A 26879-nucleotide genomic window follows, 5' to 3' on the forward strand; every position below is an offset into this window, starting at 1 on the left:
GTGCATTACCGCTGCGGGAAGCCTGGCCGCGTTAATACACGTCGCGGCGATAGCGCCCTTCTTCGCGCAGGGCCGTGACAGCGGATTCGCCGAGCAACTCATGCAACACCGCATCCACCCCAGCCGCCATACCCTCGAGGCTGCCGCAGACGTAGATTGCAGCGCCCTCGGCCAGCCACTCACGCAGCTGCTCGGCGGACTCACGCAGGCAATCCTGCACATAGACCTTGGCGGCCTGATCACGCGAGAAAGCCAGGTCCAAGCGCGCCAACTCACCGGTTGCCAGCCAGCCCTGCAACTCAGCCTGGCAGTAGAAGTCATGCGCCGCATTACGCTCGCCGAACAGCAGCCAGTTTTGCCGATGCCCGGCGATGATCCGCGCCTTGAGCAGGCTGCGCAGCCCGGCCAGGCCAGTGCCGTTGCCGATCAGGAGCAGCGGTCGATCATCTTCGGGGGCATGGAAGGCGCTGTTGCGCCGTACCCGCGCCAGCAACTGGCCCTGCAGCGCCGCGCCTTCCGTCAACCAACCGGAGCCAAGCCCGAGCGAGCCATCGCGATGCCGCTCCTGGCGGACGATCAGCTCCAGCTCGCCGTCGCGGGGCAAGGAGGCGATCGAGTATTCGCGCGCAGCGAGCGGCACCAGCGCATCCAGCATGGCCTGGGCGTGCAAGCCGACCAGGTGGGTGAACTGCTCAGGTAGCTGCTTGCCACGCAGTGCCTGCTGCAGCGACTGCGTCAGGCCATCGAGGCTGACCGTCTGGTTGCCGTCCAGCGCATGGGCCTGCAACCAGGCCTGCACGGTGGCATCGCTATGGCGCGGCGGTACGTCGAGAATATCGCCGGCACTCCAGTCGACCGGCTGTTCAGCACGCAGTGCCAGCAGGTATGTCGGCGCGCCCTGACTACCCGGATTAAGCAGCTCGCGACGCGTTAGTGTCCACAGGCAGGGCGGCGTTTCCGCTTGAGGCAGCGGCTGGGCGCCTGTCAGCTCACCGAGTTGACGTTGCCAGTGAGCCAAGGCTGTCACATCGGCAGCGTCGACCTGCACCGGCTCGAACAAACTGCGCGCCCCCTGCTGAGCCAGCCAGCCGTGGACCCGCTGGGCAAAGCCACAGAAGTGCTGATACTGGCGATCTCCCAGGGCGAGCATGGCATACCGCAGATTAGGCAGATGCAACGCCTGCCCCAGCAGCCTGCGCTCGAAGCCGCGCGCACTGTCCGGCGCCTCGCCATCACCAAAGGTGCTGAGCACAAACAGCGCGTTATGCGCCTGGCGTAGCATCTGTTCATTGAGTTTGGCCAAGGGCTGCACACTGACGGCCAGGCCGGCAGCCTGCAACTGCCCGGCGGTTTGCCAGGCCAGCTGTTCGGCAAAACCGCTCTGACTGGCAAAGCCAATCAGCCAACCCTCGCCCAGCCCCGTACTCGGTTGCAACGCCCCACGCGCCTTGAGCATGGCGCGCTTTTTACGCCGACGATCCAAGTAGAGCAACCAGCCAGTGATGGCGAACAACGGCATCGCCAGGCTGGCAAGCATCATCAGAATGCGCCCGGTCAGGCCGAAATAGCTGCCCACATGCAAGGCATACACACTGGTCAGCAGTTGATCGCCAAAGCTCTGTTGCTCGTAGCGCGTGTGCTTTCCTGCCTCGCCGCTTAAAGGGTCAAGCGCCAGTTGGTTGAAAGCACGTTCGTGCGGTGCATCATCACGCAGGTAGAACACAGTCACGAGTTGCCCAGCCACTGGCGGCAAGCGCAGGTTGTAGCTGCTCAACTGACTGCCGGCCTCACGCTGCAGGCCTTCCCAGACGGCGTGGTAGTTCACTATCGGCAACTCACCGGCCGGTGGCGGGCCGCGCTTGCCTCCGCGCTGCTGACCACCAGGCTCAGCGCTAAGTAACGCGGTTGCGCCTTCGCGGTACCAGTCATATGACCAATACAGCCCTGTCAGCGCCGCCAGCAGGTATAGCGCCAGGCACCAGGTACCGGCCACCGCGTGCAGATCCCAGTTGAAGCTGCGGCCCTTGCGCGCCCAATCCAGAGTCAGCCAGGCGCGCCAGCTGCCCGCCTGACGCGGCCACCGCAGGTACAGCCCCGAGAGACAGAAGAACACCAGTATCAACGTGCTGGCTGCGGTGATCTGCTTGCCGTATTCCCCCATGGCGAGGAAGCGGTGCAGCCTCAGCATCAGGTCGAAGAACCCTTGCCCGCGTGGCTCAGCTAGCAATTCACCGCTGTAACCATCGAAGTAACGCGACGGCCCACGACGCTCGCCAGGCGGCGGTGCGAAAAACACCCGCGCAGCCCGATCACCCTCTACCGCCAACCACAGGCCGACCACCCGCTGCTGACTGGCCGCTTCGAGTTTAGGCACCAGCTCGGCGGGCGACAGCGTGCCACTGTCACGCACCTCGACCTTCAGCACATCGGGGTTGAGCGCACGCATCAGCTCATCCTGAAACGAGTAGGCCGCACCCGTAACACCCATCAAGGCCAACACCAAGCCGGCTGTGATACCGAAGAGCCAATGCAGCTGGAACAGTATTTTCTTTAACACGGGAAACTCGATCACCGGCGTTGAACACAGGCAGTCGCACTACAAACCGGCAACGGCCAAAGAGAAGCAATTCTATTTAATAATTTGTTTCAATAACCAGCCATATGCCGACCTTTACCGACTCTTTACCTAGCGTGAACGCTCATACAAACAGCCCTAAAGCCGTGATTCGTTGAACGACACGAACGATTCAAGCCTGAGTGAAGCCGAGCCGCTCACTCGGCACGGCGCCGGCCGCGATCGCCGTTCACTCAGCGCAGCCATCCGACATAGCGGACTGCAACAGTTAGCGGTCAGCGAACGCACAAAAACCCTGCACATACTCGAGCAGGGTTTTCTCAATTGGCTCGCAGGCAGGCTGGCTTACGCAGCCTGCCTGCCGCTTGGCGTGGCTAGAAGCGGTATGTGGCCGACAGCACTGCCGAACGCGCTGCACCGTACTCGATGGCCGAAGAGCGTGCGGTGGTGGTGCCGGCACCCACTGTGGTGCCCACTTGCGTTCTCACGCTCTCAACATATTCCTTATCAAACAGGTTGTTGAGATTGAGTTGCAGATCAAGTTCCTTGTTGACCTTGTAACCGACCATGGCGTTGTGCAGCCAATAGGCATCCAGCTTTACGCCATCATTGGAAGCGGTAAGGTTACGCTCGCTGACATAGCGGGCACCGTAACCGACGCGCCAGCCAGCTGGCAGATCATAAGTCGTCCACAGATTGAGCGAACGAGGCGGAGTGTTGGCCAACGCCTGACCTTCGCGGGCAATACCTGCCGCCGTGTTGGCCGCTTCCAGGGTCTCGCTGTCCAGGAAGGTGTAGTTGGCGTAGACATTCCACTGATCAGTGACACGTCCGGTTGCGCCCAGCTCAAAGCCCTGAACGCGCTGCTTGCCTGCCAGCTGGGTAGAGCCGTCAACCATGGTTTCACGGGCATTGCTCTTCTCTACCCGGAACAGCGCTGCATCCAGGCCCAGACGGCTATCGAGGAACTCCCACTTGGTGCCCAACTCCCAGGTTTTGTTCTTCTCAGGCTCAAGATCCTGAGTCGCCGCAGAGAGGCCAGCACCGCTGGTCGCCAGGTTCTCGGCGGATGGGTTGAAGGAGTCGCCATAGGCAACGTAGATACGCCCGTTCTCGGCCGGCTTATAGGTCAGTCCAGCACGCTTGCTCAGATGCTCGTCGCTTGAGTTGAAGGACGTCCGGGCATTGGTCGCCAGGGTGTGATCATCGGCATCGCCATCCACCCAGTCATAACGCAGGCCGAGACTCAGATCCCAGTAGTCGTTCAGTGCGATGGTGTCGAACGCGTACAGCGCGCGGTCGAGAAGGCGCGTCTCGGTATTCGCGCTATCAGCCTTATTGGTCGGACCATTCCAACGACCAGGCGGGTTACTCAGGTCATAACCGCTGTCCGGAAACGCCAAGTTATAGGCGTAGGTAGTACGGTCATAGGTCTCACGTGACAGCTCGACACCGCTGACCAGCGTGTGGGCCAGGCCAAGAGTCTCGAAGTTGGCAGTCAGGTTGGTCTGATTGATCAGCATTTTGCTGGTGACATCACGACCGTAGGCCTGCGGACCTGCGGGCAGATACTTGCCAGCCGCCAGAACTGGACCAACACCCGTTGTCGTTGAACGACGACGCTCAAGGTTCACATGGGACGCCGAGATGACTGTATCGCGGTGGATTTCCGAGTAACGGGTCAGGTTCTGCAAGCGCAGGCTGTCGTTGATGTCATGCTCAAGCTTGACCGTGAATGCATCGCTCTCAATTTCTTCCTTGTCCAGGTTGCGCCAGCCAAAGAAGCTTTCACGGTCCACACCCGCCAGGCGCTTGCCATTGATTGCCGGCACGCCGTAATCAGGCAGGTTGTCATCCGTTTGGTGGAAGTAACTCAGGGTCAAACGCGTCGAATCGCTCAGACCCAACAGCAGCGACGGCGCGATGCCCCAGCGCTGACGATCCACATAGTCGCGGCCTGGCACATCGTTCTCATGGGCCATCAGGTTGAGGCGCATGGCGCTGCCGGTACCCACGCCATCCAGGGTCTGGTTGGAGTCCAGGGTCAGGCGATGATAGTTGTCGGTGCCCAGGCTAGCCCCAATTTCAGTGAAGTCACGCTGGAGCGGCTGTTTGCTGACCTGGTTGATGCTGCCGCCAGTGGTACCGGAACCACCGAATACCGAGTTGGGGCCCTTGATGACTTCAACGGCTTCGATATTGAAGGTATCGGTACGGTTGTTCTGCGAGCTGTCACGCAGGCCGTCGATCTGCATGTTGGCGTTGGCACTGAAGCCACGGATGTTGATGCTGTCGCCCGAGCCACCACCGCCCTCACCGGCGTTGAAGGTGATGCCGGAAACGTTGGCCAGCACTTCTTTCATGCTCAGGGCTTTCTGCTCTTTAAGCAGCGCCTGCGGTACCACGGTGATGGTCTGCGGGGTATCGAGTAGCGGCACAGCGTACTTGGCCGACGCCGAGCTTTCGGTCTTGTAGTCTTCGGTTTGCTCACCTTTGACCGTTACGCTGCCCAGCTCAACCGGTGTCTTGGCTTTTTGCGGCGCTTGCTCAGCGGCCAGGCCTGCGCCCGCCCAAGAGGCGATGACCAGACCAATGGCCGAAGCCAGAACACGACGCTGCGGCAGACTGCCGGCTTTTTTACCCATACCCATGAGAACCACCCCCAGATAAAAACGAGGCGTGATTCTAATTGATAACTATTATCAAGCAATAGGCATTTACACCTTAATTCGTATTTAGTTCCCTCCTCGTGGTTTTTTGTCCAGCAGGCACTCGCTTCCAATACTGGCCAGATCACGACAGCCCGTCAGCGCCATCGCCACTTCCAATTCAGCGCGCAACAGCTGTACCACATGCGCCACCCCGCTCGCCCCGGCGGCTGCCAGGCCATACACATAGGGGCGCCCGACCAGCACGGCATCAGCGCCCAAGGCCAACGCCTTGAACACATCCGTGCCACGGCGAATACCGCCATCGAGCAGCAGCGGCACCTGCCCCTGCACCGCAGCAGCAATTTCCGCCAGTACCTCGATGGTTGCGGGCTGGCCGTCCAAAGTCCGTCCGCCATGATTGGAGACAATGATGCCGTCGACGCCTTCGGCCACTGCACGCCGCGCATCCTCGGCAGTCATCACGCCCTTGAGCAGGATCGGCAGACGCGTCAATGAACGCAGCCATTGCACATCCGCCCAGCCTGGCGCTGCCGCAAGCAACGCACCACCGAGCAGCAAACCACCGCTAGGCGGAGCTTCCTCACGCAATGGCTGCATGCCGCGCAGATTGACCGCCTCAATGCCCCCGGGCAGACAAAAGCCCGCGCGCTGTTCGCGGTTGCGCATGCCGTTGACCGGCGCATCCACCGTCAACACCAGCGCCTGATAACCCGCCGCTTCGGCGCGCCTGACTAACGCTTCAGTAAAGGTTCGATCAGGTTGGATATACAGCTGAAACCACAGCGGGTTATGCGCCTGCTCGGCCACGGCTTCAAGGGACACACTGGCCTGGGTGCTCAGCACCATGCCGGCCTGCACAGCCGACGCAGCCAGCACCGTAGCCAGCTCACCCTCGGCATGCGCCAACTGCTGATACGCCACCGGAGCGAGGAAAACCGGGTGAGTAAAGGTCTGACCGAACAACTGCAGATGAGTGTTACCACCACTGAGATCAGCCAACACCCGCGTACGCAGACGAATACGCCGAAACGCCGCCTGATTTTCCGCCAGAGTCAGTTCATCAGCCGCGCCGCCCGCGATATAGGCCCAGGCCTGGGCGCTCATGCGCTCGCGGGCCAGGGGTTCATAGTCCGCCACGGCAGCAACACTTGGCGGAATCTGCGTCAGTTTTGGTAATGGCATGCCGGTCATGTATTGGCCCACTGCCGCAGCAGGTTGTGATAAACCCCGGTCAACCGCGCCAGCTCAGCACTCTCTGGCACTTCAAGGGTCAGTGCCTGCACCGCCCGATCCAGCTCCAGCAACAGGCCGCGCTGGGTGTCATCACGCACCAGGCTCTGAATCCAGAAGAACGCCGCATAACGCGTGCCACGGGTTACCGGATTGACGCGGTGCAGGCTGCTGCCGGGATACAGCACCAGATGCCCAGCCGGCAACTTGACGCTATGGCTGCCGTAGCTGTCCTCGACCACCAGCTCACCACCCTCGTACTCATCCGGATCACTGAAAAACAGCGTGGCCGACAGATCACTGCGCACTCGATGCGGCGTACCCGGCACACTGAAAATCGCATTGTCGATATGGTTGCCATAGGTACCACCACCGGTATAACGGTTGAAGCGCGGTGGCAACACTTTCAGCGGCAAGGCGGCCGAGACAAACTGCGGATGGTTGCCCAGGCGCTGCACGATAAAGTCGCCAATCTGCACCACCAGCGGATCATCCTGCGCCAGCTGCTGATTGGCCTTGGCCTTCACCGCCTGATGGCCGGCGGTCAGGCGGCCATCCTGCCAACTGGCCTGCTCAAAGGCCTGACGGCACTCCCGCACCTGCTCGGGCGTCAGCACATCGGCAATGCTCAACATCATGATTCGCTCTCCTCACCGGCCGCCCTGAGCGACCGCCACCAAACAGTTGCAAATGATTCTAAATAGCTAGCGCGCACTATGACAGCGCCACACACCGCGGCGTTGATCCAGCCCAATAAAAAGCGCTCAGCCTCCACCTCAATGCGCCAGCCAACCGCGGCAGCGGAAAAATAAAACGCCCCGAATACCATCGGTATTCGGGGCGCTTGTTTGCTGCCTGGTGTGACTTAAAAACGGAAATCAGTGCTCAAGGTTAGGGTGCGTGGATCACCCAACAAAGCACGGCGACCTTGCCAGTTGGCTGAGGCGACATATTCCTCATCCGTCAGGTTATCGATGTTCAGACGCACATCCACATTGGCATTCACTTCATAAGAAGCCATCGCTGCAAAGGTGGTGTAACTCGGCACGCGACCAAAGCGGCCATTGGCGACCATACGCTCGGCATCATCCGGACGCCCCAGGTACGACGAGCCGACATGCTGCGCGCCCAGACCGAAGGTCAGCCCGACCGGCAGGCGGTAGGTCGTCCACAGGTTGCCGGAGACTTTTGGCGTAAAGGCCAGCTCGTCGCCATTGGTACGCAGTTCAGTGCCGTAATCCCCAGCATTCGCACGACGACGTACGTCATCCAGGTAAGCGCTGTGCTTACGTTCGCTGTCCATAAAGACGATGCCGCCAAACACGCTCCAGTTATCGGTGAGTTTGCCCGAAGCGCTCAACTCCAGCCCTTTGACGGCCTGCTCACCATACCCTTTGAGCGTGGCGCTGCCGGTCTGGCCAACATCAAGCCCGGTGATGGCCACATTTTTCTTCACGGTGTAGAACAACGCCGCCGCGGTCGAGAGGCGCTTGTCGAAGAAATCCCACTTGGTGCCGATTTCATAGTTGTGCGCACGCACCGGGTCGGCCCCCTTGATCAGCGCGGGCAGCCCCTGGTCGGCTCGCGAGATATCGGAGTTCGACAGGTAGGAGCCTGGCGGCTGAGTGGAAACGCCATACGCGGTGTAGAGGCTGCCATTCGGCAGTGGCTTGTACACCAGGCCCAGCTTGCCGCCCAGGCTCAACTCGGTGTCATTGAAACCATCGCCCGCCGTAGCGGCACCGCTGCTCAGGTTACGGCTGCTGATGCTGGCCTCGTATTGCTCCAGGCGCAGGCCACCGGTGAGTTGCCACTGCGGGTTGAACTCCAGCGTGTCGTAAACATAAAGCGCGGCAGTATCCACATTCACCTTGGTGCGATCACGCGGAGCCAGTGCTGCCGGCACACTGCGCGACCAGTCCGGGTCAAACACATTGACCAGGCCGGGTAAGGTCTGTGAAGCGAATGCCAGCGACTCGGACTTCTCGTGAGTCAACTCCAGCCCAGTGGACAGGTTGTGGGCAATACCCCAGGTCGAAAACTGGGTGGACAGGTTGGTGATGTTGCTCAGGGACGTGTTGACCCGGTCGTATTGCTGACGCTGCACATTGACCAGCGCGGCATTGGCATTGTTATCGTCATCCAGCACATGGGTAAACCGCGCCTGACGATCCACCCGCGCTAGGCGTGTCTGGTTGCTCACAGTGGTGACAGCACCAAGATCCTGCTCAATACGAAACAGCAATGCATCGCTGGTGGTGTCGTCGAAATCCGACTTTAGGCCGAAGAACGTGTCACGGTCCGCCGACCAAACGGACGGGTCATAGGGCGTGCCGGCACCCTTGAGTTTGTCGCGCAGCGCCACCCCGGCCACCCCAAGGTCAGGACGATCATTCATCTGTACATGCTCATAGGCGAAGATCGCGCGCGTACCGGTGCCCAAGCCAAACGCTACCGAAGGTGCGATGCCCCAGCTGTTCTTCTCGGCATGTTCACGCCCGGCCACACCGCTGTCTTCCAGCAGCAGGTTGAGGCGCACTGCGGTGCTGTCGTTAATCACCTGATTGGTATCGAGGGTCATGCGCTTGCGCGCCTCGGAATCGTACTGGTCGAAGGCATAGCTGATGCCGCCGCCGATAAATTCTTCCAGAGTCGGCGTCTTGGTCACCAGGTTGACGTAGCCACCTGCACCACCCCGGCCGTTGTCGGCCGCCGGGCCCTTGGCCACTTCAACCGACTCGACATTGAATACGTCACGGGTGTAGCTGCCGTTGTCGCGCGCACCGTCGATAAAGATGCTGCCGCTGGTGTCGAAACCACGCAGGCTGAAATTGTTGGTGCCACTGGCAAAGCCGTTCTCGCCGGCATTGAAGCTGATACCAGGCGTGTTGCTCAGCACGTCAGTCAGGTTGCGCGCGCCTTGCTCTTTGAAGAGCGCTTCAGGGATCACGCTGAAGGTTTGCGGCGTATCCAGCAACGCTGCAGTCTGCTTTGGCGATGAGGCTTTATCGACCTTGTAGCCGTCGTCCTGCTGACCTTTAACCGTGACGCTGCCCAGCTCAACTGGGGTTTTATCGGCGTCGGCAGCCAAGCTGTGGCTGGCACAGGACGCGATGGCAAAACCGATGGCGCTGGCCAGCAGGCGGCGTTGCGGGAGACTTCTGCGCTTTTTATCGTAGTTGTTCATGAGAATCGCTCAGGCTTAAAAATCTGGCGCAATTCTAATTAGTAAGCACTCTCAATCAATCTTTACATCTCGTTTACAGCAACTCGTTTGTAACAAAATTGTTACGGCGAAACACCCAGAACTGAAGCCCACACGCCTGCAATAACGGCAGGCACCTGACGGATCAGAGGCAGAAGATTGCGGGCACAAAAAAGGCACGAGGGTGAGCCCGTGCCTTTTTGCCTAGCGTTTAGCCTGCGTATTACAGGTAGAACGACTTCAGCGGCGGGAAGCCGTTGAACTCCACAGCGCTGTAACTGGTGGTGTAGGCGCCAGTGGACAGCCAGTAGACACGGTCACCAATGGCCAGATTGAGCGGCAGGCCGTACTTGTAGTTCTCGTACATGATGTCAGCGCTGTCGCAGGTCGGCCCCGCGATGACAACCTCTTCCATCTCGCCCTTCTTCTCGGTGTAGAGCGGGAACTTGATCGCTTCGCCCATGGTTTCGATCAGGCCACTGAACATGCCCACATCGACATATACCCAGCGCTCGACCGCGGTACGCGACTTGCGCGCCACCAGCACCACTTCGCTGACCAGAATGCCCGCGTTGGCGATCAGCGAGCGGCCCGGTTCAAGGATGATTTCCGGCAGGTCATCGCCGAAGTCTTCCTTGAGGAAACGGATGATTTCCTCGGCATAGGTTTCCAGGCTGTTGGTACGGGTGATGTAGTTGGCCGGGAAGCCACCGCCCATGTTGATCAGCTTGAGCTCAATGCCGTCTTCTTCTTTAAGACGCTCGAAGATCACCTTGACCTTGGCAATCGCCGCGTCCCACACCGAGATGTCGCGCTGCTGCGAACCAACATGGAAGGACAGGCCGTAAGGCACCAGACCGAGGTCACGGGCGAGGATCAGCAGGTCCATGGCCATGTCGGTCTGGCAGCCGAACTTGCGCGACAGCGGCCAATCGGCCGTGGTCGAGCCTTCGGTGAGGATGCGCACATAGACTTTCGCACCCGGCGCAGCCTTGGCGATATTACGCAGGTCGGCTTCCGAGTCGGTGGCGAACAGGCGCACGCCCTTCTCATAGAAGTAGCGGATGTCCTTGGATTTCTTGATGGTGTTGCCGTAGCTGATGCGGTCCGGGCTGACGCCACGGCCCATGACCTTGTCCAGCTCATAAATCGAGGCGATGTCGAAGCTGGAGCCCTTTTCCTTGAGCAGGTCGATAATCTCGACCGCCGGGTTGGCCTTGACTGCGTAATACACCTTGGCGAATTCGAAACCAGCGCGCAGGTCATCGTAAGCCTGGCTGATGATCGCGGTATCGATGACCACGAACGGGGTTTCCTGAGTATCGGCAAACGCCTTCATGCGCTGAAACGTAGCGGGTGCGTAATAGTCTTCGACCTTGATCGGCATGCGGAACTCCAGTTGGCTGAACCCGTTAACACAGTTTTAGTCAGGCAACCGCTGCGTACGCAGCCCGTTGCCCACCATTTAGGGAGACCTGGCGGCTAACCCGCACAGGTAGAACGTCTGATCAGTTTCCCCACTTTGGTTCGCCTACTTCCCAAGGCATGTCGCCGAGAACCCTGTGGGCCTCTCGTCGTCAGTACTTGAGCCGGATGGATCGTTGCCAGCATGGACGTTCGGGCGCGAACTTTAGGGCCATGGGGGGCTGAGATCAATCAAAAATGCCGTGCTTTTGCTCCTCTTTGTCGCCTTATTGATTGAACGTTTTATATTCAAAACAAAACGCCATGAAATGCTGCACAACGCGCGAAAAAACCCAGGTTTTGCGCACTGACTACAGGTCGCCGCGCTGACCGACGTTTACCGTTATAATCGCCGCCTTTTTTGACAGACCGACTATTCAGTCGACGGGTTCCCGCACAATGACCATCCAGGCCACCGAAGTCGGCAAACGCCGTACATTCGCCATCATTTCCCACCCAGACGCCGGTAAAACCACCATTACCGAGAAGCTGCTGCTGATGGGCAAGGCAATCGCCGTGGCCGGTACGGTTAAGTCGCGTAAATCCGACCGCCATGCCACCTCCGACTGGATGGAAATGGAGAAGCAGCGCGGCATCTCCATCACCACCTCGGTGATGCAGTTCCCGTATCGCGAGCACATGATCAACCTGCTCGACACCCCCGGCCACGAAGACTTCTCGGAAGACACCTACCGCACCCTGACCGCCGTGGACAGCGCGCTGATGGTGCTCGACGGCGGTAAAGGCGTTGAGCCACGCACCATCGCCTTGATGGATGTCTGCCGCTTGCGCGACACGCCGATCGTCAGCTTTATCAACAAGCTCGACCGCGACATCCGCGACCCGATCGAACTGCTCGACGAGATCGAAGCCGTCCTGAAAATTAAAGCCGCGCCGATCACCTGGCCGATTGGCTGCTACCGCGACTTCAAGGGTGTGTACCACCTGGCCGACGACTACATCATTGTCTACACCCCGGGCCACGGCCACGAGCGCACCGAAACCAAGATCATCCAGCATCTCGACTCCGATGAGGCACGCGCCCACCTGGGCGACGAGTACGAGCGCTTTGTCGAGCAGCTGGAACTGGTGCAGGGTGCTTGCCACGAGTTCGACCAGCAGGAGTTCCTCGACGGCCAACTGACCCCGGTATTCTTCGGCACCGCGCTGGGCAACTTCGGCGTCGACCATGTGCTCGACGCGGTAGTCGACTGGGCACCCAAGCCGCTGGCCCGCATCGCCAACGAGCGCACCGTGGAGCCGGTGGAAGAGAAGTTCAGCGGCTTCGTGTTCAAGATACAAGCGAACATGGACCCTAAGCACCGCGACCGCATCGCCTTTATGCGTATCTGCTCGGGCAAATACAGCCAGGGTATGAAGATGCGCCATGTGCGTACCGGTAAGGATGTGCGCATCGGTGACGCCCTGACCTTCTTCTCCAGCGAACGCGAAATGCTGGTCGAGGCCTATGCTGGCGACATCATCGGCCTGCACAACCACGGCACCATCCAGATCGGCGACACCTTCACCGAGGGCGAAGCGCTGGGCTTCACCGGTATTCCGCACTTCGCCCCGGAACTGTTCCGCCGCGTGCGTCTGAAGGACCCGCTGAAATCCAAGCAACTGCGCCAGGGCCTGCAGCAGCTGGCCGAAGAAGGCGCAACGCAGGTGTTCTTCCCCGAGCGCAGCAACGACATCATCCTCGGCGCAGTCGGTGTGCTGCAGTTCGACGTGGTCGCCAGCCGCCTGAAAGAGGAATACAAGGTCGAGTGCGCCTACGAGCCGATCACGGTCTGGTCGGCGCGCTGGATCGACTGCAGCGACAAGAAGAAGCTCGAAGAATTCTCCAACAAGGCGGTGGAAAACCTCGCCCTGGATGGCGGCGGCCACCTCACCTACCTGGCACCGACGCGGGTCAACCTGAGCCTGATGGAAGAGCGCTGGCCGGACGTGAAATTCCGCGCCACTCGCGAACACCACTAAGCCACGGCGAAGCCGCGTATGCACGCATGCGCGGCTTTTGCCTCAACATCGAACGCCACACTTCCAACGGACAAGGCACTGGCTTAGGCTGGTTTCTCAACCTACAGGGAGTAACTCCATGCGCACGATGCTCTTCACCGCGTTAAGCCTGCTCGCCAGCTACAGCCTGGCCGGGGTAGAAATCCGCCAACCCTACTGGTTCGTCGAGCTGACTTGCGAGGGCAACCCACAATGCTTTGCGTCGAGTAACGGCAGCTATTCCGCCAACCAGGGAGCCGCTCGCCGCTTTGACGACGCGCACAAAGCGCAGCGTTTTATCGACAGCTTCACCAGTAGCATCAGTGGAAAATCTCCACGAATCGTCCAAGGCTACGACAGTGCGTGCGTCAGCGACGCGGAAGCCCGTCGCATGCAGCTCTCTGGCAAACCGTGCCAACCTTAACGCCATGCGCCTGATCGACACCCACACCCACCTGGATTTCCCCGATTTCGATGCGGATCGCAGCGAGCTACTAACCCGCTGCCGAAGCCATGGCATTGAGCGATTGGTGGTGCTGGGTGTGCATCAGGCCAACTGGCAGCGGGTGTGGGATCTGGTGCAAGCCGAAGACAGCCTGTACGCGGCGTTCGGCCTGCACCCGGTGTACCTGGATGAACACCAGCCAGAACACCTGAGCGAACTGCGTGACTGGCTGACTCGCTGCGCCGGCCACCCCAAGCTTTGCGCCGTGGGCGAGTTCGGCTTGGACTATTTTCTCGAACAGCTGGACCGCGATCGGCAGCAACAGCTGTTCGAAGCGCAGCTCAAACTCGCCAGCGAATTCGAACTACCGGCCCTACTGCACGTACGCCGCGCCCATGCGGCGACCATCGCCACGCTGAAACGCTTCAAACCATCACGTGGCGGCATCATCCATGCCTTTGCCGGCAGCACTGAAGAAGCAAGGGAATACCTCAAGCTCGGCTTCAAACTCGGCCTCGGCGGCGCCCCCACCTGGCCGCAGGCACTGCGCCTGCGCAAGGTGGTGGCGCAATTGCCGCTGGAGGCCATCGTGCTGGAAACCGACTCACCCGACATGGCGCCGTCCATGCACCCCAACCAGCGCAATAGCCCGGACTACCTGCCGGACATCTGCGCGGCCCTGGCCGAGCTACGCGGCATCAGTGCCGAAGAGCTAGCCAGCGCCAGCAGCCGCAATGCCACCGAGTTGTTTTGCTGGGACTGACCTGGGGCGAAACCATACGTCGCGGGCTTATGCCGCCGCCTCAACCAGAGGCTGAGTGTCCGCACGTTTCAACAGTGCATAGCTCACCCCAGTCAGCAGACTGCCCGCAACAATGGCTAACAGGTACAACAGCGCATGGTTAATCGCGTTGGGGATCAACAACACAAACAGGCCACCATGCGGGGCCATCAACTTGCAGCCGAAATACATCGACAGAGCACCGGTCAGTGCGCCTCCAGCGATGCTCGCTGGAATCACCCGTAACGGGTCCTTGGCGGCAAACGGAATCGCCCCTTCGGAGATAAAACACAGCCCCAAAACACCAGCGGCCTTGCCTGCCTGGCGCTCGCTTTGCGCGAACTTGTGCCGCGCCAGCACGGTGGCAATCGCCATGCCGATGGGGGGTACCATACCGCCGGCCATGGCCGCTGCCATGGGGGCGTAGCTCTGCGAGGCCAGCAAGCCAACCGAGAAGGCATAAGCGGCCTTGTTGATCGGCCCGCCAAGGTCCACGCACATCATGCCGCCAAGCAACAACCCCAGCAGCACCGCGTTGGATGTGCCCATGGTGTCGAGAAACACGGTCAGCGCGGCGAGCATGCCGGCAACCGGTTTGCCGACCACAAAGATCATCACCAACCCCGTAAACAGGCTGGCCAGCAGCGGGATGATCAGAATGGGTTTGAGCGCTTCAATGCTGGTCGGCAACTTGACCCAACGCGCCAACGCCTTGGCCGAATAGCCCGCCAAAAAGCCGGCCACGATGCCACCGAGAAAGCCTGCGCCCAAGGAGCTGGCCAACAGCCCGCCAATCATCCCAGGAGCCAGCCCCGGCCGGTCGGCAATCGAATAGGCAATGTAACCGGCCAGCAACGGCACCATCAGCTTGAATGCTGCATCCCCGCCAATCTGCATCAGCGCGGCGGCCAGCGAGCCCTCCTGCTTGAACGCCTCGATGCCGAAGACAAATGACAGGGCGATCAACAAACCACCAGCCACCACCATCGGCAGCATGTAGGACACACCCGTGAGCAGGTGCTTGTAGGGACCATTTTTCTCGCTGGGGGAAGGGCTCGCGCTAGCCTCTGACGGTTCGCCCGTCAGAGGGCGGGCTTCAGCAAAAGCAAGCTCCAGCGTTTGTTGTGGCTGTTTGAGCGCCACACCCGTGCCGCAGCGGTACACCTTCTTGCCGGCGAAACGGGCAGTGTCCACCTCGATATCGGTCGCCAGTAGAACGGCGTCGGCGGCAGCAATGGTGGCGTCATCCAGTAGGTTGCGCGCACCGACAGAGCCGCGGGTCTCCACCTGCAGCACGATGCCCATGCGCGCCGCCGCCTGTTGCAAGGCTTCGGCTGCCATAAACGTGTGTGCCACACCGGTGGGGCAGGCGGTCACGGCAACCAAGCGTCGCACGCTGCTGGCAACCGCAGCCTCTTCGACATAGGGCTCCGCGCGTTCAGCCGCCTCTCGTAGGAAGCGTTGCGGGTCAGCCAAGGCATCAGCGGGCGTGGACTGCACCAGGCGCTTACCAACAAAACGGCTCAGCGACAGCTCGCCGGTTTTCACCACCAGTACCAGGTCGGCCGCGGTGATATCCGCCGCGCTCAATGGCGAGCCGATAGCCCGCGCATCCTGAACCTCAACCTTGGCCTTCCAACCCAGGCGTTCGGCGGCGGCCTGCAGCAGCCGCGAGCACAACACGCTGGTGACCTGGCCATTGGGGCAGGCGGTAATGATCAGCAGATTCATGGTCAATGCCTCTTATTCTTACAAGGGCTGTAGCCGCACAGCGGCTTCTAAGCGGGCTAATTGTTCGCGGTCATGGATGCCAAAGCCGATCTGCGTCACCGCCTGCGCAGCCACCGCCGTCGCCATACGCAAGGTGCGTTCAGCCGGCCAGCCTTGCAGCAGGCCGTGCAAGCTGGCGGCCAACAGCGAATCGCCAGCACCGACTGTGCTAACGACCTCGACGCGAGGCGGTATGGCGCGCAAGGCAATGCCGGGGCCATGCCAGTCGACACCGGCACTGCCCCGCGACAGCACAACATGCTCGATGCCTTGCCCGCGCAATTTACGCACAGCCGCCGTGAGGTCGCTGCCGCAGACCTCGCTGAGCTCCTCTTCGTTGGGTTTGATCATCCAGGGCGCAATGGGCAACGCGGCCTGCAACGCCGCGCCACTGCTGTCGAGCACCAGCGGAACGCCACTGGCTTTGAGCCGATGCACTAACGCGGCAAACCACGCTGTGCTCACGCCGCGCGGCAGACTACCGGCCACCACAATCGCATCGTGCCCCGCCACCAGCGGTATCAGGTTATCGAGCAGGCTCTGCAGGTGCTCGTCCTCGACCTGCAAACCAGGACCGTTTAGGTCGGTAATCCGCCCATCGGCCTCAGCCAGTTTGATATTGCTGCGGGTCTCGCCCGGCACTCGGATAAAGGCATCGGCAAAACCACGGGCCTGCATCAAATTTTCAAATGGCTGCGCATTGTCGCTGCCAAGAAAACCGCTGACCGTCAGGTGATGGCCCAGATCAGCCAGTACCTGGGCGACATTCAGCCCCTTGCCAGCGGCGTGACGCGTGAGGCCCAGGCTGCGATTGACCGCACCGGGGATCAGCTTGTCGAGGCTAACCGTGAGATCCAGCGCCGGGTTCAGGGTCAGGGTCAGGATACGGGCCATCAGTGCATCCCCGCGATCAGGGCACGCACAGCCGCAGCGCTATCGAGTGTCAACGCTTGCTCAGCCAGGGTGCGTGCGGCGCTCATCGTCAATTCGCGCACGCGCGCCTTGACCAGGGCAATCGAGCGCGGTGACACACTCAGCTCATCCACCCCCAAGCCAACCAGCAGCGGCACCGCCAAACGATCACTGGCCAGCTCGCCGCAGACGCCGACCCACTTACCGTGGGCATGCGCGGCGTCGACCGTCATGCTGATCAGTCGCAACACCGCTGGATGCAAGCCGTCAGCCTGTGCAGAGAGGGTCGGATGGCCGCGGTCGATGGCCAGGCAATACTGGGTCAGGTCGTTAGTGCCGATGCTGAAGAAGTCCACTTCCCGCGCCAACATCGGAGCCATCAGCGCAGCCGAGGGCACTTCGATCATGATCCCGAGTTGCAGGTCTGCCACGGGAATTTCTTCGCGTAAACGCTGCGCCATATCGCGCGCCACACGCCACTCTTCAACCGTGCTGACCATGGGAAACATGATCCGCAGCGCACGCCCGTCGGCCGAGGCCAGCAAGGCGCGCAACTGGGTTTCCAGAATGTCCGGGCGTTGCAGGCTAAGGCGAATGCCACGTACGCCAAGGAAGGGGTTTTCTTCACTCGGCATCGGCCAGTAAGGCAACGGTTTGTCGCCGCCGACATCCAGGGTGCGCACCACCAGCGGTCGTCCGCCCAGGGCATCCAGCACACGCCGGTATTCGCGCTCCTGCGCCGCCTGGCTCGGGGCTTGGGCGTGCTCCATAAACACCAGTTCAGTGCGCAACAGGCCGACCGCCTCGGCACCCAGCGCCACGGCCTCGGCGGTTTCGCCACTGGCACCAATATTCGCGGCCACCTCAATCTGTACACCATCACGGGTGATGGCCGGCTGCAGGCGCTCGGCATGGGCCTGCTGCTGGCGCAGTTGCGCTGCCTCGCGCTCACGCAGGGCCTGCTGCTGGGTGGCCTGATCCGGTGCTACGCGCAGCAGCCCGCTGTCGCCATCCAGCAACAACAAGGTGTTCTGCGCCAGCGCCAGCACCGCCTCACCGGCACCGACCAGCGCAGGAATACCCAAGGCGCGGGCAATGATCGCACTGTGCGCAGTGGCCCCACCGCGCGCGGTGAGAATGCCGGCTACACGCTGCCGATCGAGACCGGCGACATCCGAGGGCGCCACTTCATCCATCACCAGGATGTAGGGCTCGCGCGGCTCGTCAGGCAAAGTAACGCCGCATAACTGCGCCAGCACACGCCGGCCGATGTCACGCAAATCCGCCGCACGCTCGGCCAGCAGCGCGTCGTGCAACGCCTCCTGACGCTGCGCAGCAGCATCGATTTCGTGTTGCCAGGCCGCTTCGGCGCTGGCTCCGGCGAGCAGCCGAACCTCAACATCATCAATCAGCGCGGGATCATCCAGCATCGCCAGGTGAGCGCTGAATATTTCCCGAATACTGGCCACACCGGCACCGTCGACCAGGCGCTGAACCTGCACGGCAACCACCGCACGCGCCGCTTGTAGGCGCTGCCGCTCGACATCAACACCCTGGCCGTGCTCGGCATATTCAAAGCGCGGAAAGATCCGCACCAGCGCCGGGCCGATGGCGATGCCGGGCGATGCCGCCACCGCCATCAACTGACTGCCCGCGGGCGGCGCCATTGGCACGGGCGCAGCCGCCGGCAACAGCGCCGCGCCCTGTTCGGCCAGCAACGGTTCCACTGCCTCGCCCAAACCGCTTTCCAGCGCCGCTTGCAGGGCGGGCAAGGCATCGGCGGCAATACTCGGCTCGGCGCTGAAGTGCAGCATCTGCCCACGCCGCGCACCCAACGACAGCAAACGGCTGAGGCTTTTCACCGACACCCCAGCCCCTTCATCGCCGCTCAAGCGGACGCGCAACTCACCACCAAAACGCTGCGCCAGCTCGCTGAGCACCTTGGCCGGGCGCGCATGCAAACCATGGGCATTGAGCAGCGGCAGAGTCAAACTCGGCCAGTCCGGGGCGACTTCGCCGCCCAGCGCCTCGATCACCCGGCGACTGTCATTGGCTTCACTCAGTTCGGCAGCGCGGCCGCCGATCAGCACATCACACAACCTCTCCAGGGCCTGACGGTGCGCCTCGCCCTGGCTGGCCAGGCAAAACAGCCCTTTCAGCACCTCGCCGCGAAACTGCAGGGGCTGCGCCGGGGTGACAAACGCCAAACCGGGGCGCAGCACGCTCTGTTCACTGTGCAGCCACCACAGCCCATCGCCCAGGGGCAGCGGCTCGCTGCGCGCTAAGCCCAGGGCAAAGCCGCTGCTGGCACACTCAGCCTGCCGCAGCAGCCGCGCGCCTTGCCACAGCAGCTCGTCAAAGTCCTCAATGTGCAGCCCCAACCCGACCAACTGGCCGTCGAGTGCCAGCGCCTGTGGCGCACCTTGCAGCAGTTCGACGAGCTGCTCGGGCTCGCGCGCTTGACGCAGCGCCTGACTGAGATCGCCTTCCCCCAGCGCGCGAGTGAGTAATTGCAGCAGGTGCAAATGCTCATCGGACTGCGCGGCAATGCCGATAGCCAGGTACACCTGCTGACCATTCCCCCAGTCGACCCCATCGGGAAACTGGATCAACCGCACCCCGGTACGCAGAACGTGATCGCGGGTTTGCGGCGTGCCATGCGGGATCGCCACGCCCTGCCCAAGAAAAGTCGAACCCTGCGCCTCACGTGCCTGCAAACCCTGCAGATACGCGGCAGTGGCCAGCCCACCATCGACCAGCGCCTCGCTCAGCATGGCCAGTGCCTGCGCCTTATCCGCCGCATGGCAGCCCATTTGGATCTGGCTGGCATCAAGTTCGAGCATGGGTATTCCTCTGGCTATCCGGTTTGACAAGGTGTCGCGGCTGGCTTGAAACCTGCCTGGTGAACAACATTGCTGAAACGATTCATCAAGCAGTGGCACCTTAGCTGATTATGGGTAATCCTTGAAGCCCGACACGGATAACAGCACAGTGGCCAGCGCCCCGCGCGGCCCTGTATTCCAGCCCGGATATCCCTCAGTGAAAGAGTGCTACGCCCGTGAAACTCAGTGACATCGCCAGGCTGGCAGCGGTCTCGGTAACCACCGCCAGCTATGTGATCAATGGCCAAGCTGCTCAGCGGCGGATCAGTCCCACAACCGTAGAACGGGTGCAGGCGGTGGTCGAGCAATACGGCTATCGTCCCGACCAGCAGGCCGCGGGGCTGCGCCGTGGCGACAGCCGTTGTTTGGGCTTTATCCTCCCGGACCTGGAAAACCCCAGCTACGCCCGCCTGGCCAAGCGGCTGGAACAGAAGGCCCGCGCCGCCGGGTATCAGTTGCTGATAGCCAGCTCTGATGACAACCCGAACAGCGAGCGGCAGTTGATCAGCTTGTTTCGTTCACGCCGCTGTGCGGCGCTGATCGTCGCCAGTTGCCTGCCACAGGACGACCCGCTCTACCCCAAGCTGGTCAGCGACGGCTTGCCGATCATTGCGGTGGACCGGGCCCTTTGCCCCGGCCACATTCGTTCGGTGATCAGTGATGATGAAGCGGCTGGCCAGCAGTTGACGCACAGCCTGCTGACGCCCAAACCCCGGCATATCGCCCTGCTCGGCGCACGCCCGGAACTGGTTATCAGCCAGGCACGCGAACGTGGTTTCCATAAGGCCTTGGCGGATTTCGACGGGCGCGTCAGCGTTTATCACAGCGAGCACTTCAGCCGTGACAGTGGCTACCAGCAGATGCACGACCTGATTGCTGCAGACGGGCCGCCGGATGCACTGATCACCACCGCGTATGTCTTGCTTGAGGGCGTGCTGGACGCGATTTATCAGCAGCCCGATGCCGCCTGGTCGGCACTGCGCCTGGCCACATTCGGCGACACCCGGTTACTCGACTTTCTGCCGATGCGCGTCAACACCACCAGCCAGCAACATGAGCAGATCGCCGAACGGGTGATGGCCTGGGCGCTGCAAGCCGTAGAGCAGGCTGACTATCAACCGGGCATTGAAGCCATCAGCCGCCGCTTCAGAGCGCGCATGTAGCGCATACGCAGGGCTGCCGCCGGGCACGCGACCCGACTACGTGAAGCAACTGGTCAATAAACAACCAGCGCCCTGCAGACCGCAAGCCGCTTGACCAAGCGCCAGGGCCGCACACCTTATCCACAGCGTTTTGCACCATTACTGTGGGCTAAACGATTGATCTTGAATGCATTTATATACAACGCCCCTGCAGCTCACCCGCAAGGGCTTCAGTGGCTGATCATCCACGGCCGGGCGCTGGGTTTGGTCTTGAGTGCATGGGGATTTGCCTTGGTTGGCGCCAAAGGTTTGTTCGGTGTGCAGCAACCGCAACCTTTCGGGTGCTTGCGGCTCTGCGCGTATTCTTCAACCGTTTGTGGCGCATTGGCACTGCGTTCGTTGGCCGCAATGGCACGGCGCTGGCTGCCGGACATGGTCGCCAGGCTCGGCGCGCTGAGAATCACCCGCGCGCTGGCCCCGCCACACCAGGGACAGCTGCAGGGCTGGTCACGCTCGGCCATCGGCCGCAGCTGGGTGAAATCACCGCAATCGGTGCAGTCGTATTCGTAGATCGGCATCGCGTCACTCCTCTTCATCATGGCTAAGCAACCGCCCTCTCCCGTATTCGGGAGAGGGGTCGTCGGGTTACTTGTCCGGGGCGATGGGCAGGTCGATGCTGCCATCGAGGAACTTGGTTGGGCCGTTGGCGTTGGGGTTGATGTCGAAATCGAAGATCTCCGTCGGCAGCCACAGGGTGGCGCAGGCGTTGGGCACGTCGACGATACCGCTGATATGCCCCTGCACCGGTGCCGAACCGAGCAGCGCATACCCTTGGGCCGGCGAGTAGCCGAACTTGGTCAGGTAGTTGATGGCATTCAGGCAGGCCTGCTTGTAGGCGATGTTGACGTCCAGGTAATGCTGCTTGCCGGCCTCGTCCACCGAGATACCTTCGAAGATCAGGTAGTTCTTGTAGTTGGGGGTGATCGGGCTGGGTTTGAACACCGGGTTCTTGATGCCGTACTTGGCCATGCCACCCTTGATCAGCTCGACCTTCATATGCACCCAGCCGGCCATTTCGATGGCGCCGCAGAAGGTGATCTCGCCGTCGCCCTGGCTGAAGTGCAGATCGCCCACCGACAGCCCGGCGCCATTCACATACACCGGGAAGAAGATCTTCGAGCCGCGCGACAAATCCTTGATGTCGCAGTTACCGCCATGCTCGCGTGGCGGCACGGTGCGTGCGCCGGTTAGTGCTGCCAGGTCGCGAGCCTCGCCCTTCATCTTGCCCATGTGCGCGGTGGGCGCCATCGGCGGGTTGGCCAAGGCCGGCACACGGTGCGGGTCGGTGTCGATCAGCTCCTGTTCGCGCTTGTTCCAGTCGGCGAGCATCTTGTGGTCCGGCAGGCAGCCAATCAGACCGGGGTGAATCAACCCGGCGAAGTTAACCCCGGGAATGTGCCGGCTGCTGGTAAACATGCCCTTGAAATCCCAGATGGCCTTCTGCGCCATAGGGAAGTGGTCGGTAAGGAAACCACCGCCGTTCTGCCGCGAGAAGAAGCCGTTAAAGCCCCACTGCGAATCGGGCATGGCGCCGATGTCGAGCAGGTCGACCACCAGCAGATCGCCCGGCTCAGCACCGTGTACGCCCACAGGGCCGGACAGGTAATGCACAGTGGACAAGTCCACATCGCGCACATCGCTGGCATCGTCGTTGTTCTTGATCGCGCCGGCGGTCCAGTCATAGGTTTCGAGAATAAAATCGTCACCCGGCTTGACCCAGCAGGCCATCGGAATATCCGGGTGCCAGCGGTTGTGGATCTGCTCGTTTTCGGTGGCGGGCTGGTTGAGGTCGACCTTGATCAGCGTTTCGGTCATGACAAAGCTCCTGGGACCATTGAGGGGGACTTGGCGCCATGGCGCCGGGGTACGGAGCTAGTCTTCAACGCGCGAAGAAATCGGCAAATACGTAGGATGACGTATGCCCGCACCTGCATTAACGAGCCGTTTTCCAGACATGAAAAAGCGGCCAGCGCATGGAGAACACGCCAGCCGCAAAGCTTTAAATTTGAACTACTGCGGGTGAGCCATCAGACCGACAGGTAACGGCTGATGGTCGCTTCGTCGACCTTGTCACGGCTCTCCTCGACCACGAACTTGCCCTTCTCGATTACCAGGAAGCGGTCGGCGATTTCCATGGTGAACGACAGCACCTGCTCGGAGACCACGATGGTCAGATCGCGCAGGTTGCGGATTTCCTTCAGGGTGCGGGCGATGTCCTTGATGATCGACGGCTGGATGCCCTCGGTCGGCTCATCGAGCAGCAGCACCTTGGGGTTGGTCGCCAGTGCGCGGGCGATGGCCAGTTGCTGTTGCTGACCGCCAGAAAGGTTGCCGCCCTTGCGGTGGCGCATCTCCTGCAACACCGGGAACAACGCATACAAATCGTCTGGCACCTTGCCCTTGGCAGAGGCTGGCAAACCCGTCTGAATGTTCTCCAGCACGCTCATGCTGGGGAAGATCATCCGCCCCTGAGGTACATAGGCGATGCCGCTCTCCACCCGCTGATGAGTCTCCAGCTTGGAAATGTCGCAGCCATCCACGCTGATCTGTCCGCCCCACTGCGGCAGCACGCCCATCAGGCTCTTGAACAGGGTGGTCTTGCCCATACCGTTACGGCCCATCACCGCGACGATCTCGCGCTTGGCCACATTCAGGTTGAGGTCATGGAGGATCTGGCTCTGGCCATAGCCGGAGGCGAGGTTGCTGATCTGGAACATGGAAAACTCCTTGTTGAACGTGACCCGGATACCATCCGGACTAGCGCCGATGGATGCGTGAAGCAACTCAATGCCCCAGATACACCTCAATCACTTTCGGGTTGCTCTGCACCGCCTCCATGCTGCCTTCGGCTAGCACCTTGCCCTGATGCAGCACGGTGACCTTGTGCGCGATGCTTTTGACGAACTCCATGTCGTGCTCAATGACCAGTACCGAGCGGCCCTTGCTGATGCGCTTGAGCAGCTCGGCGGTCTGCATGCGCTCGTTGACGCTCATGCCGGCCACCGGCTCGTCGAGCATCAGCAGCGCCGGGTCCTGCATCAGTAGCATGCCGATCTCCAGCCACTGTTTCTGCCCGTGAGACAGTAGGTCAGCCTGCAGGTAGAGGTTGTCGGTAAGCATGATTTCCGCCGCAATCTGCTCGACCCGCGCAATCACCTCGGCGGTGCGTTTGAAGAACAGCGCGCCGAAGACCTTGCGCCCCTTGGGGTAGGACATCTCCAGGTTCTCGAACACCGTGAGGTTTTCGTAGATCGAGGGGTTCTGGAACTTGCGCCCGACCCCGGCACGCACGATGTCGAACTCACGCATCTTGGTCAGCTCACGGTTCTCGAACTGGATGCTGCCGGCGGTGGCCTTGGTCTTGCCGCAGATCAGGTCGAGCACCGTGGTCTTGCCAGCGCCGTTGGGGCCGATCACCACCCGCACCTCATTGCGGTCGATGTACAGGTTGAGGTCGTCCACCGCCTTGAAACCATCGAACGACACGGTCAGGCCTTCGATGGCCAGCACAGGTTTGGGCATCTGAAATGCACTTGGCTGACTCATGGGGTGGTCTCCAGTTCACGGGGTTGGCTGCTGGCCACCGGGGCCTCGGCAACAGGTGCTGGCGTGGCCGGCGCTGCAGGCTTGCGAGCCAGCTTGCCCAGCCATTTGCGTCCGTGGCTTTCCCACAGGCCAGCCAGGCCGTTGGGGAAGTACATGACCACGGCGATAAACAGCCCGCCCATCAGGTACAGCCACAGCTCGGGGAAGGTTTCGGAAAAGTAGGTCTTGCCGTAGTTGACCAGCAAGGCGCCATACACCGCGCCGAGCAGCGACATACGCCCGCCGACGGCAGCGAAGATCACCATCTCGATCGACGGCACGATGCCGACGAAGCTCGGCGACATAAAGCCGACCTGCAATGCGAACATCGCCCCGCCGATAGCAGAAAACGCCGCCGCCACGCAGAACACGAAGATCTTGAAACTGGCCACGTCGTAGCCGGAGAAGCGCACCCGCTCCTCCTTGTCGCGCATGGCCATGAGCAGACGGCCGAGCTTGGAGGCGAGGATAAAACGGCCGATCAGGATGCAGCCGAACAACAGGAAGGCGTTGATGAAGTAAAGGATCATCTTCGAGCTGTCGTCGCGGATATCCCAGCCCATCAGGGTCTTCAGGTCAGTGATGCCGTTGACCCCGCCGGTGAGGCCCTGCTGACCGATGATCAGCACCGTGAGAATCAGCGCAATCGCCTGGGTGACGATGGAGAAGTACACGTCACCGACGCGGCGCTTGAACATCGCCACACCAATCACCAGCGCCAATATCACCGGCACCGCGATCACCGCCAGCAGGGTGAAACCGAAGCTGTGGAACGGCTGCCAGAGCAGCGGCAGTTCGGTGATCTGGTTCCAGTCCATAAAGTCTGGAATGCCGGGGGTGGACTGGATCTTGGTGCTTTCCGGGTCGCTGGCTTCGAGCTTGAGAAACATCGCCATGCAGTAACCGCCAAGACCGAAGAACACGCCCTGGCCGAGGCTGAGAATGCCGCCATAGCCCCAGCAGAGCACCAGGCCAACGGCGACAAAGGCGTAGGTCAGGTACTTGCCGACCATGTTCAGGCGAAAGGCATCCAGCGCCAGCGGAAACACCACCAGGATCAATGTGGCCAGCACCGCCAGGCCAATCGCGCCCTGCTTGCCGCCAAGAAACTTATCGAGTGTCGGGTTCATGGGACGGCTCCTTACTTGCGCACTTTGATGGAGAACAGCCCTTGCGGACGCAGCATCAGAATCAGGATCACCGCCGACAGGGTGAACACCTTGGCCATCGAACCGCTCATGAAGAACTCCATCAGCGACTGCGCCTGGGCAATGCTGAAGGCCGAGGCGATGGTGCCGAGCAGGCTCGACGCGCCGCCGAACACCACCACCAGAAAGGTGTCGACGATGTACAGAGAACCGGCGGTTGGACCGGTCGAGCCAATGGTGGTGAAGGCCGCACCCGCCACACCGGCTACGCCGCAACCAAGGGCAAAGGTCATACGGTCGACTTTCTTGGTGTTGATCCCCACGGCGCGGCTCATCACCCGGTTCTGCACCGTGGCGCGCACCTGCAAGCCCCAGCGCGAGCGGTAGAGCATGAGGAAAATCATGCCGGTCATCAGCACGGTGAGGCCCATGACGAACAAGCCGTTACGCGGAATGTCGATGGCCTCGGTGGGGTTCCATGAGCCCATCAGCCATTCCGGCAAGGTGGCGCTGACTTCCCGCGCACCGAAGATCGAGCGGAAGGCCTGCTGCATCACCAGTGACAGCCCCCAGGTGGCCAGCAAGGTGTCCAGCGGGCGCTGGTAGAGCTTGCTGATCATCGCCCACTCGGCGAGCCAGCCAATCGCACCGGCGATAAAAAACGACAGCACGATGGCGAGAAAAAAATAGTACGGGCCGAAAAACGGCGCGTATTGCTCGGTCAGTACCGAGACCACGTAGGTGGTGTAGGCGCCGATGGTGAGGAACTCACCATGGGCCATGTTGATCACGCCCATCTGACCAAAGATGATCGCCAGCCCCAGGGCCATCAGCAGCAGGACGCAGAAAACGGACAAGCCGTTGAAGCCCTGCATGGCCGCGATGGCACCAAATTCCGATAGCCATTCCATGATGATGGTCTCCAGCTGGAAGAAAGAAACACGTCAGCCCGTACAGGCGTCAGGCGTACCCTCGCGGGTACGCCCTGCCCTGAGTCCGGCTTACGC

Annotated in this window: 19 protein-coding genes; 4 read left to right on the top strand and 15 right to left on the bottom strand. The window is 61.3% G+C overall.

The window, feature by feature from the left end:
- Positions 1–31 precede the first annotated feature (31 nt).
- The 6 genes from ALTER154_RS05035 to ALTER154_RS05060 all read right to left on the bottom strand — a co-directional run bounded on the left by ALTER154_RS05035 (position 32) and on the right by ALTER154_RS05060 (position 11069).
- The gene (locus tag ALTER154_RS05035; RefSeq protein WP_160085502.1) at positions 32–2557 is read right to left on the bottom strand and encodes a sulfite reductase flavoprotein subunit alpha; all 2526 of its coding nucleotides are present in this window, start codon (positions 2555–2557) and stop codon (positions 32–34) included.
- A gap of 392 nt (positions 2558–2949) precedes the next feature.
- Complete coding sequence (locus tag ALTER154_RS05040; RefSeq protein WP_160090020.1) at positions 2950–5220, bottom strand: TonB-dependent siderophore receptor; 2271 nt, start codon at positions 5218–5220, stop codon at positions 2950–2952.
- Between the two features lie 90 nt (positions 5221–5310).
- Entirely contained in the window at positions 5311–6429 is a 1119-nt protein-coding gene (locus ALTER154_RS05045; protein ID WP_160085503.1) for an alpha-hydroxy acid oxidase, read from the bottom strand.
- A gap of 5 nt (positions 6430–6434) precedes the next feature.
- Positions 6435–7115 carry a Fe2+-dependent dioxygenase gene (locus ALTER154_RS05050; RefSeq protein WP_160085504.1) on the bottom strand — a complete coding sequence of 227 codons (681 nt, stop codon included), beginning with the start codon at positions 7113–7115 and terminating at the stop codon, positions 6435–6437.
- 227 nt (positions 7116–7342) lie between these two features.
- On the bottom strand, positions 7343–9664 hold the full coding sequence (locus ALTER154_RS05055) for a TonB-dependent siderophore receptor (protein WP_160085505.1): 2322 nt from the start codon (positions 9662–9664) through the stop codon (positions 7343–7345).
- A 241-nt stretch (positions 9665–9905) separates the two neighbouring features.
- A complete protein-coding gene (locus ALTER154_RS05060; RefSeq protein ID WP_090249249.1) occupies positions 9906–11069 on the bottom strand; it encodes a type III PLP-dependent enzyme in 1164 nt (387 codons plus the stop codon).
- Between the two features lie 476 nt (positions 11070–11545).
- Here ALTER154_RS05060 and ALTER154_RS05065 point away from each other — a divergent pair, with 476 nt between their 5' ends.
- The 3 genes from ALTER154_RS05065 (at position 11546) to ALTER154_RS05075 (ending at position 14355) form a co-directional block, all read left to right on the top strand.
- The gene (locus ALTER154_RS05065) at positions 11546–13129 is read left to right on the top strand and encodes a peptide chain release factor 3 (protein WP_160085506.1); all 1584 of its coding nucleotides are present in this window, start codon (positions 11546–11548) and stop codon (positions 13127–13129) included.
- A gap of 118 nt (positions 13130–13247) precedes the next feature.
- On the top strand, positions 13248–13571 hold the full coding sequence (locus ALTER154_RS05070; protein ID WP_160085507.1) for a hypothetical protein: 324 nt from the start codon (positions 13248–13250) through the stop codon (positions 13569–13571).
- A 4-nt stretch (positions 13572–13575) separates the two neighbouring features.
- Positions 13576–14355, top strand: a complete 780-nt coding sequence (locus ALTER154_RS05075) for a TatD family hydrolase (protein ID WP_160085508.1) — start codon at positions 13576–13578, stop codon at positions 14353–14355.
- A 27-nt stretch (positions 14356–14382) separates the two neighbouring features.
- On the opposite strand, the gene ALTER154_RS05080 is transcribed toward ALTER154_RS05075, so the two are convergent.
- From ALTER154_RS05080 to ptsP, 3 genes are read right to left on the bottom strand one after another with little or no spacing between them, the layout of a single operon-like run.
- The gene (locus ALTER154_RS05080) at positions 14383–16104 is read right to left on the bottom strand and encodes a fructose-specific PTS transporter subunit EIIC (RefSeq protein ID WP_160085509.1); all 1722 of its coding nucleotides are present in this window, start codon (positions 16102–16104) and stop codon (positions 14383–14385) included.
- Between the two features lie 18 nt (positions 16105–16122).
- Entirely contained in the window at positions 16123–17037 is a 915-nt protein-coding gene (gene pfkB / locus ALTER154_RS05085; RefSeq protein ID WP_160085510.1) for a 1-phosphofructokinase, read from the bottom strand.
- Complete coding sequence (ptsP, locus tag ALTER154_RS05090; protein WP_160085511.1) at positions 17037–19898, bottom strand: phosphoenolpyruvate--protein phosphotransferase; 2862 nt, start codon at positions 19896–19898, stop codon at positions 17037–17039. Before ptsP ends, pfkB begins: the two co-directional genes overlap by 1 nt.
- 215 nt (positions 19899–20113) lie before the next feature.
- Between ptsP and cra the strand changes: the two genes are divergently transcribed.
- Positions 20114–21100: a catabolite repressor/activator gene (gene cra, locus ALTER154_RS05095; RefSeq protein WP_160085512.1), complete on the top strand. Its 987-nt coding sequence runs from the start codon at positions 20114–20116 to the stop codon at positions 21098–21100.
- A 209-nt stretch (positions 21101–21309) separates the two neighbouring features.
- On the opposite strand, the gene ALTER154_RS05100 is transcribed toward cra, so the two are convergent.
- The 6 genes from ALTER154_RS05100 to urtB all read right to left on the bottom strand — a co-directional run bounded on the left by ALTER154_RS05100 (position 21310) and on the right by urtB (position 26783).
- Positions 21310–21657 (bottom strand): zinc ribbon domain-containing protein, encoded by a 348-nt coding sequence (locus tag ALTER154_RS05100; RefSeq protein WP_160085513.1) that lies wholly within the window; start codon positions 21655–21657, stop codon positions 21310–21312.
- 67 nt (positions 21658–21724) lie between these two features.
- On the bottom strand, positions 21725–22954 hold the full coding sequence (gene fmdA, locus ALTER154_RS05105; RefSeq protein WP_160085514.1) for a formamidase: 1230 nt from the start codon (positions 22952–22954) through the stop codon (positions 21725–21727).
- 212 nt (positions 22955–23166) lie between these two features.
- The gene (gene urtE, locus ALTER154_RS05110; protein WP_160085515.1) at positions 23167–23856 is read right to left on the bottom strand and encodes an urea ABC transporter ATP-binding subunit UrtE; all 690 of its coding nucleotides are present in this window, start codon (positions 23854–23856) and stop codon (positions 23167–23169) included.
- A gap of 67 nt (positions 23857–23923) precedes the next feature.
- Positions 23924–24685: an urea ABC transporter ATP-binding protein UrtD gene (gene urtD / locus ALTER154_RS05115; protein WP_160085516.1), complete on the bottom strand. Its 762-nt coding sequence runs from the start codon at positions 24683–24685 to the stop codon at positions 23924–23926.
- Positions 24682–25854, bottom strand: coding sequence for an urea ABC transporter permease subunit UrtC (gene urtC / locus ALTER154_RS05120; RefSeq protein ID WP_160085517.1), 1173 nt, complete (start codon positions 25852–25854; stop codon positions 24682–24684). Before urtC ends, urtD begins: the two co-directional genes overlap by 4 nt.
- A gap of 11 nt (positions 25855–25865) precedes the next feature.
- Positions 25866–26783, bottom strand: coding sequence for an urea ABC transporter permease subunit UrtB (gene urtB / locus ALTER154_RS05125; protein WP_167354428.1), 918 nt, complete (start codon positions 26781–26783; stop codon positions 25866–25868).
- Positions 26784–26879 lie beyond the last annotated feature (96 nt).

Origin of the sequence: Pseudomonas sp. 9AZ, assembly GCF_902506525.1 — a bacterium.
GTDB lineage: Bacteria > Pseudomonadota > Gammaproteobacteria > Pseudomonadales > Pseudomonadaceae > Aquipseudomonas > Aquipseudomonas peli.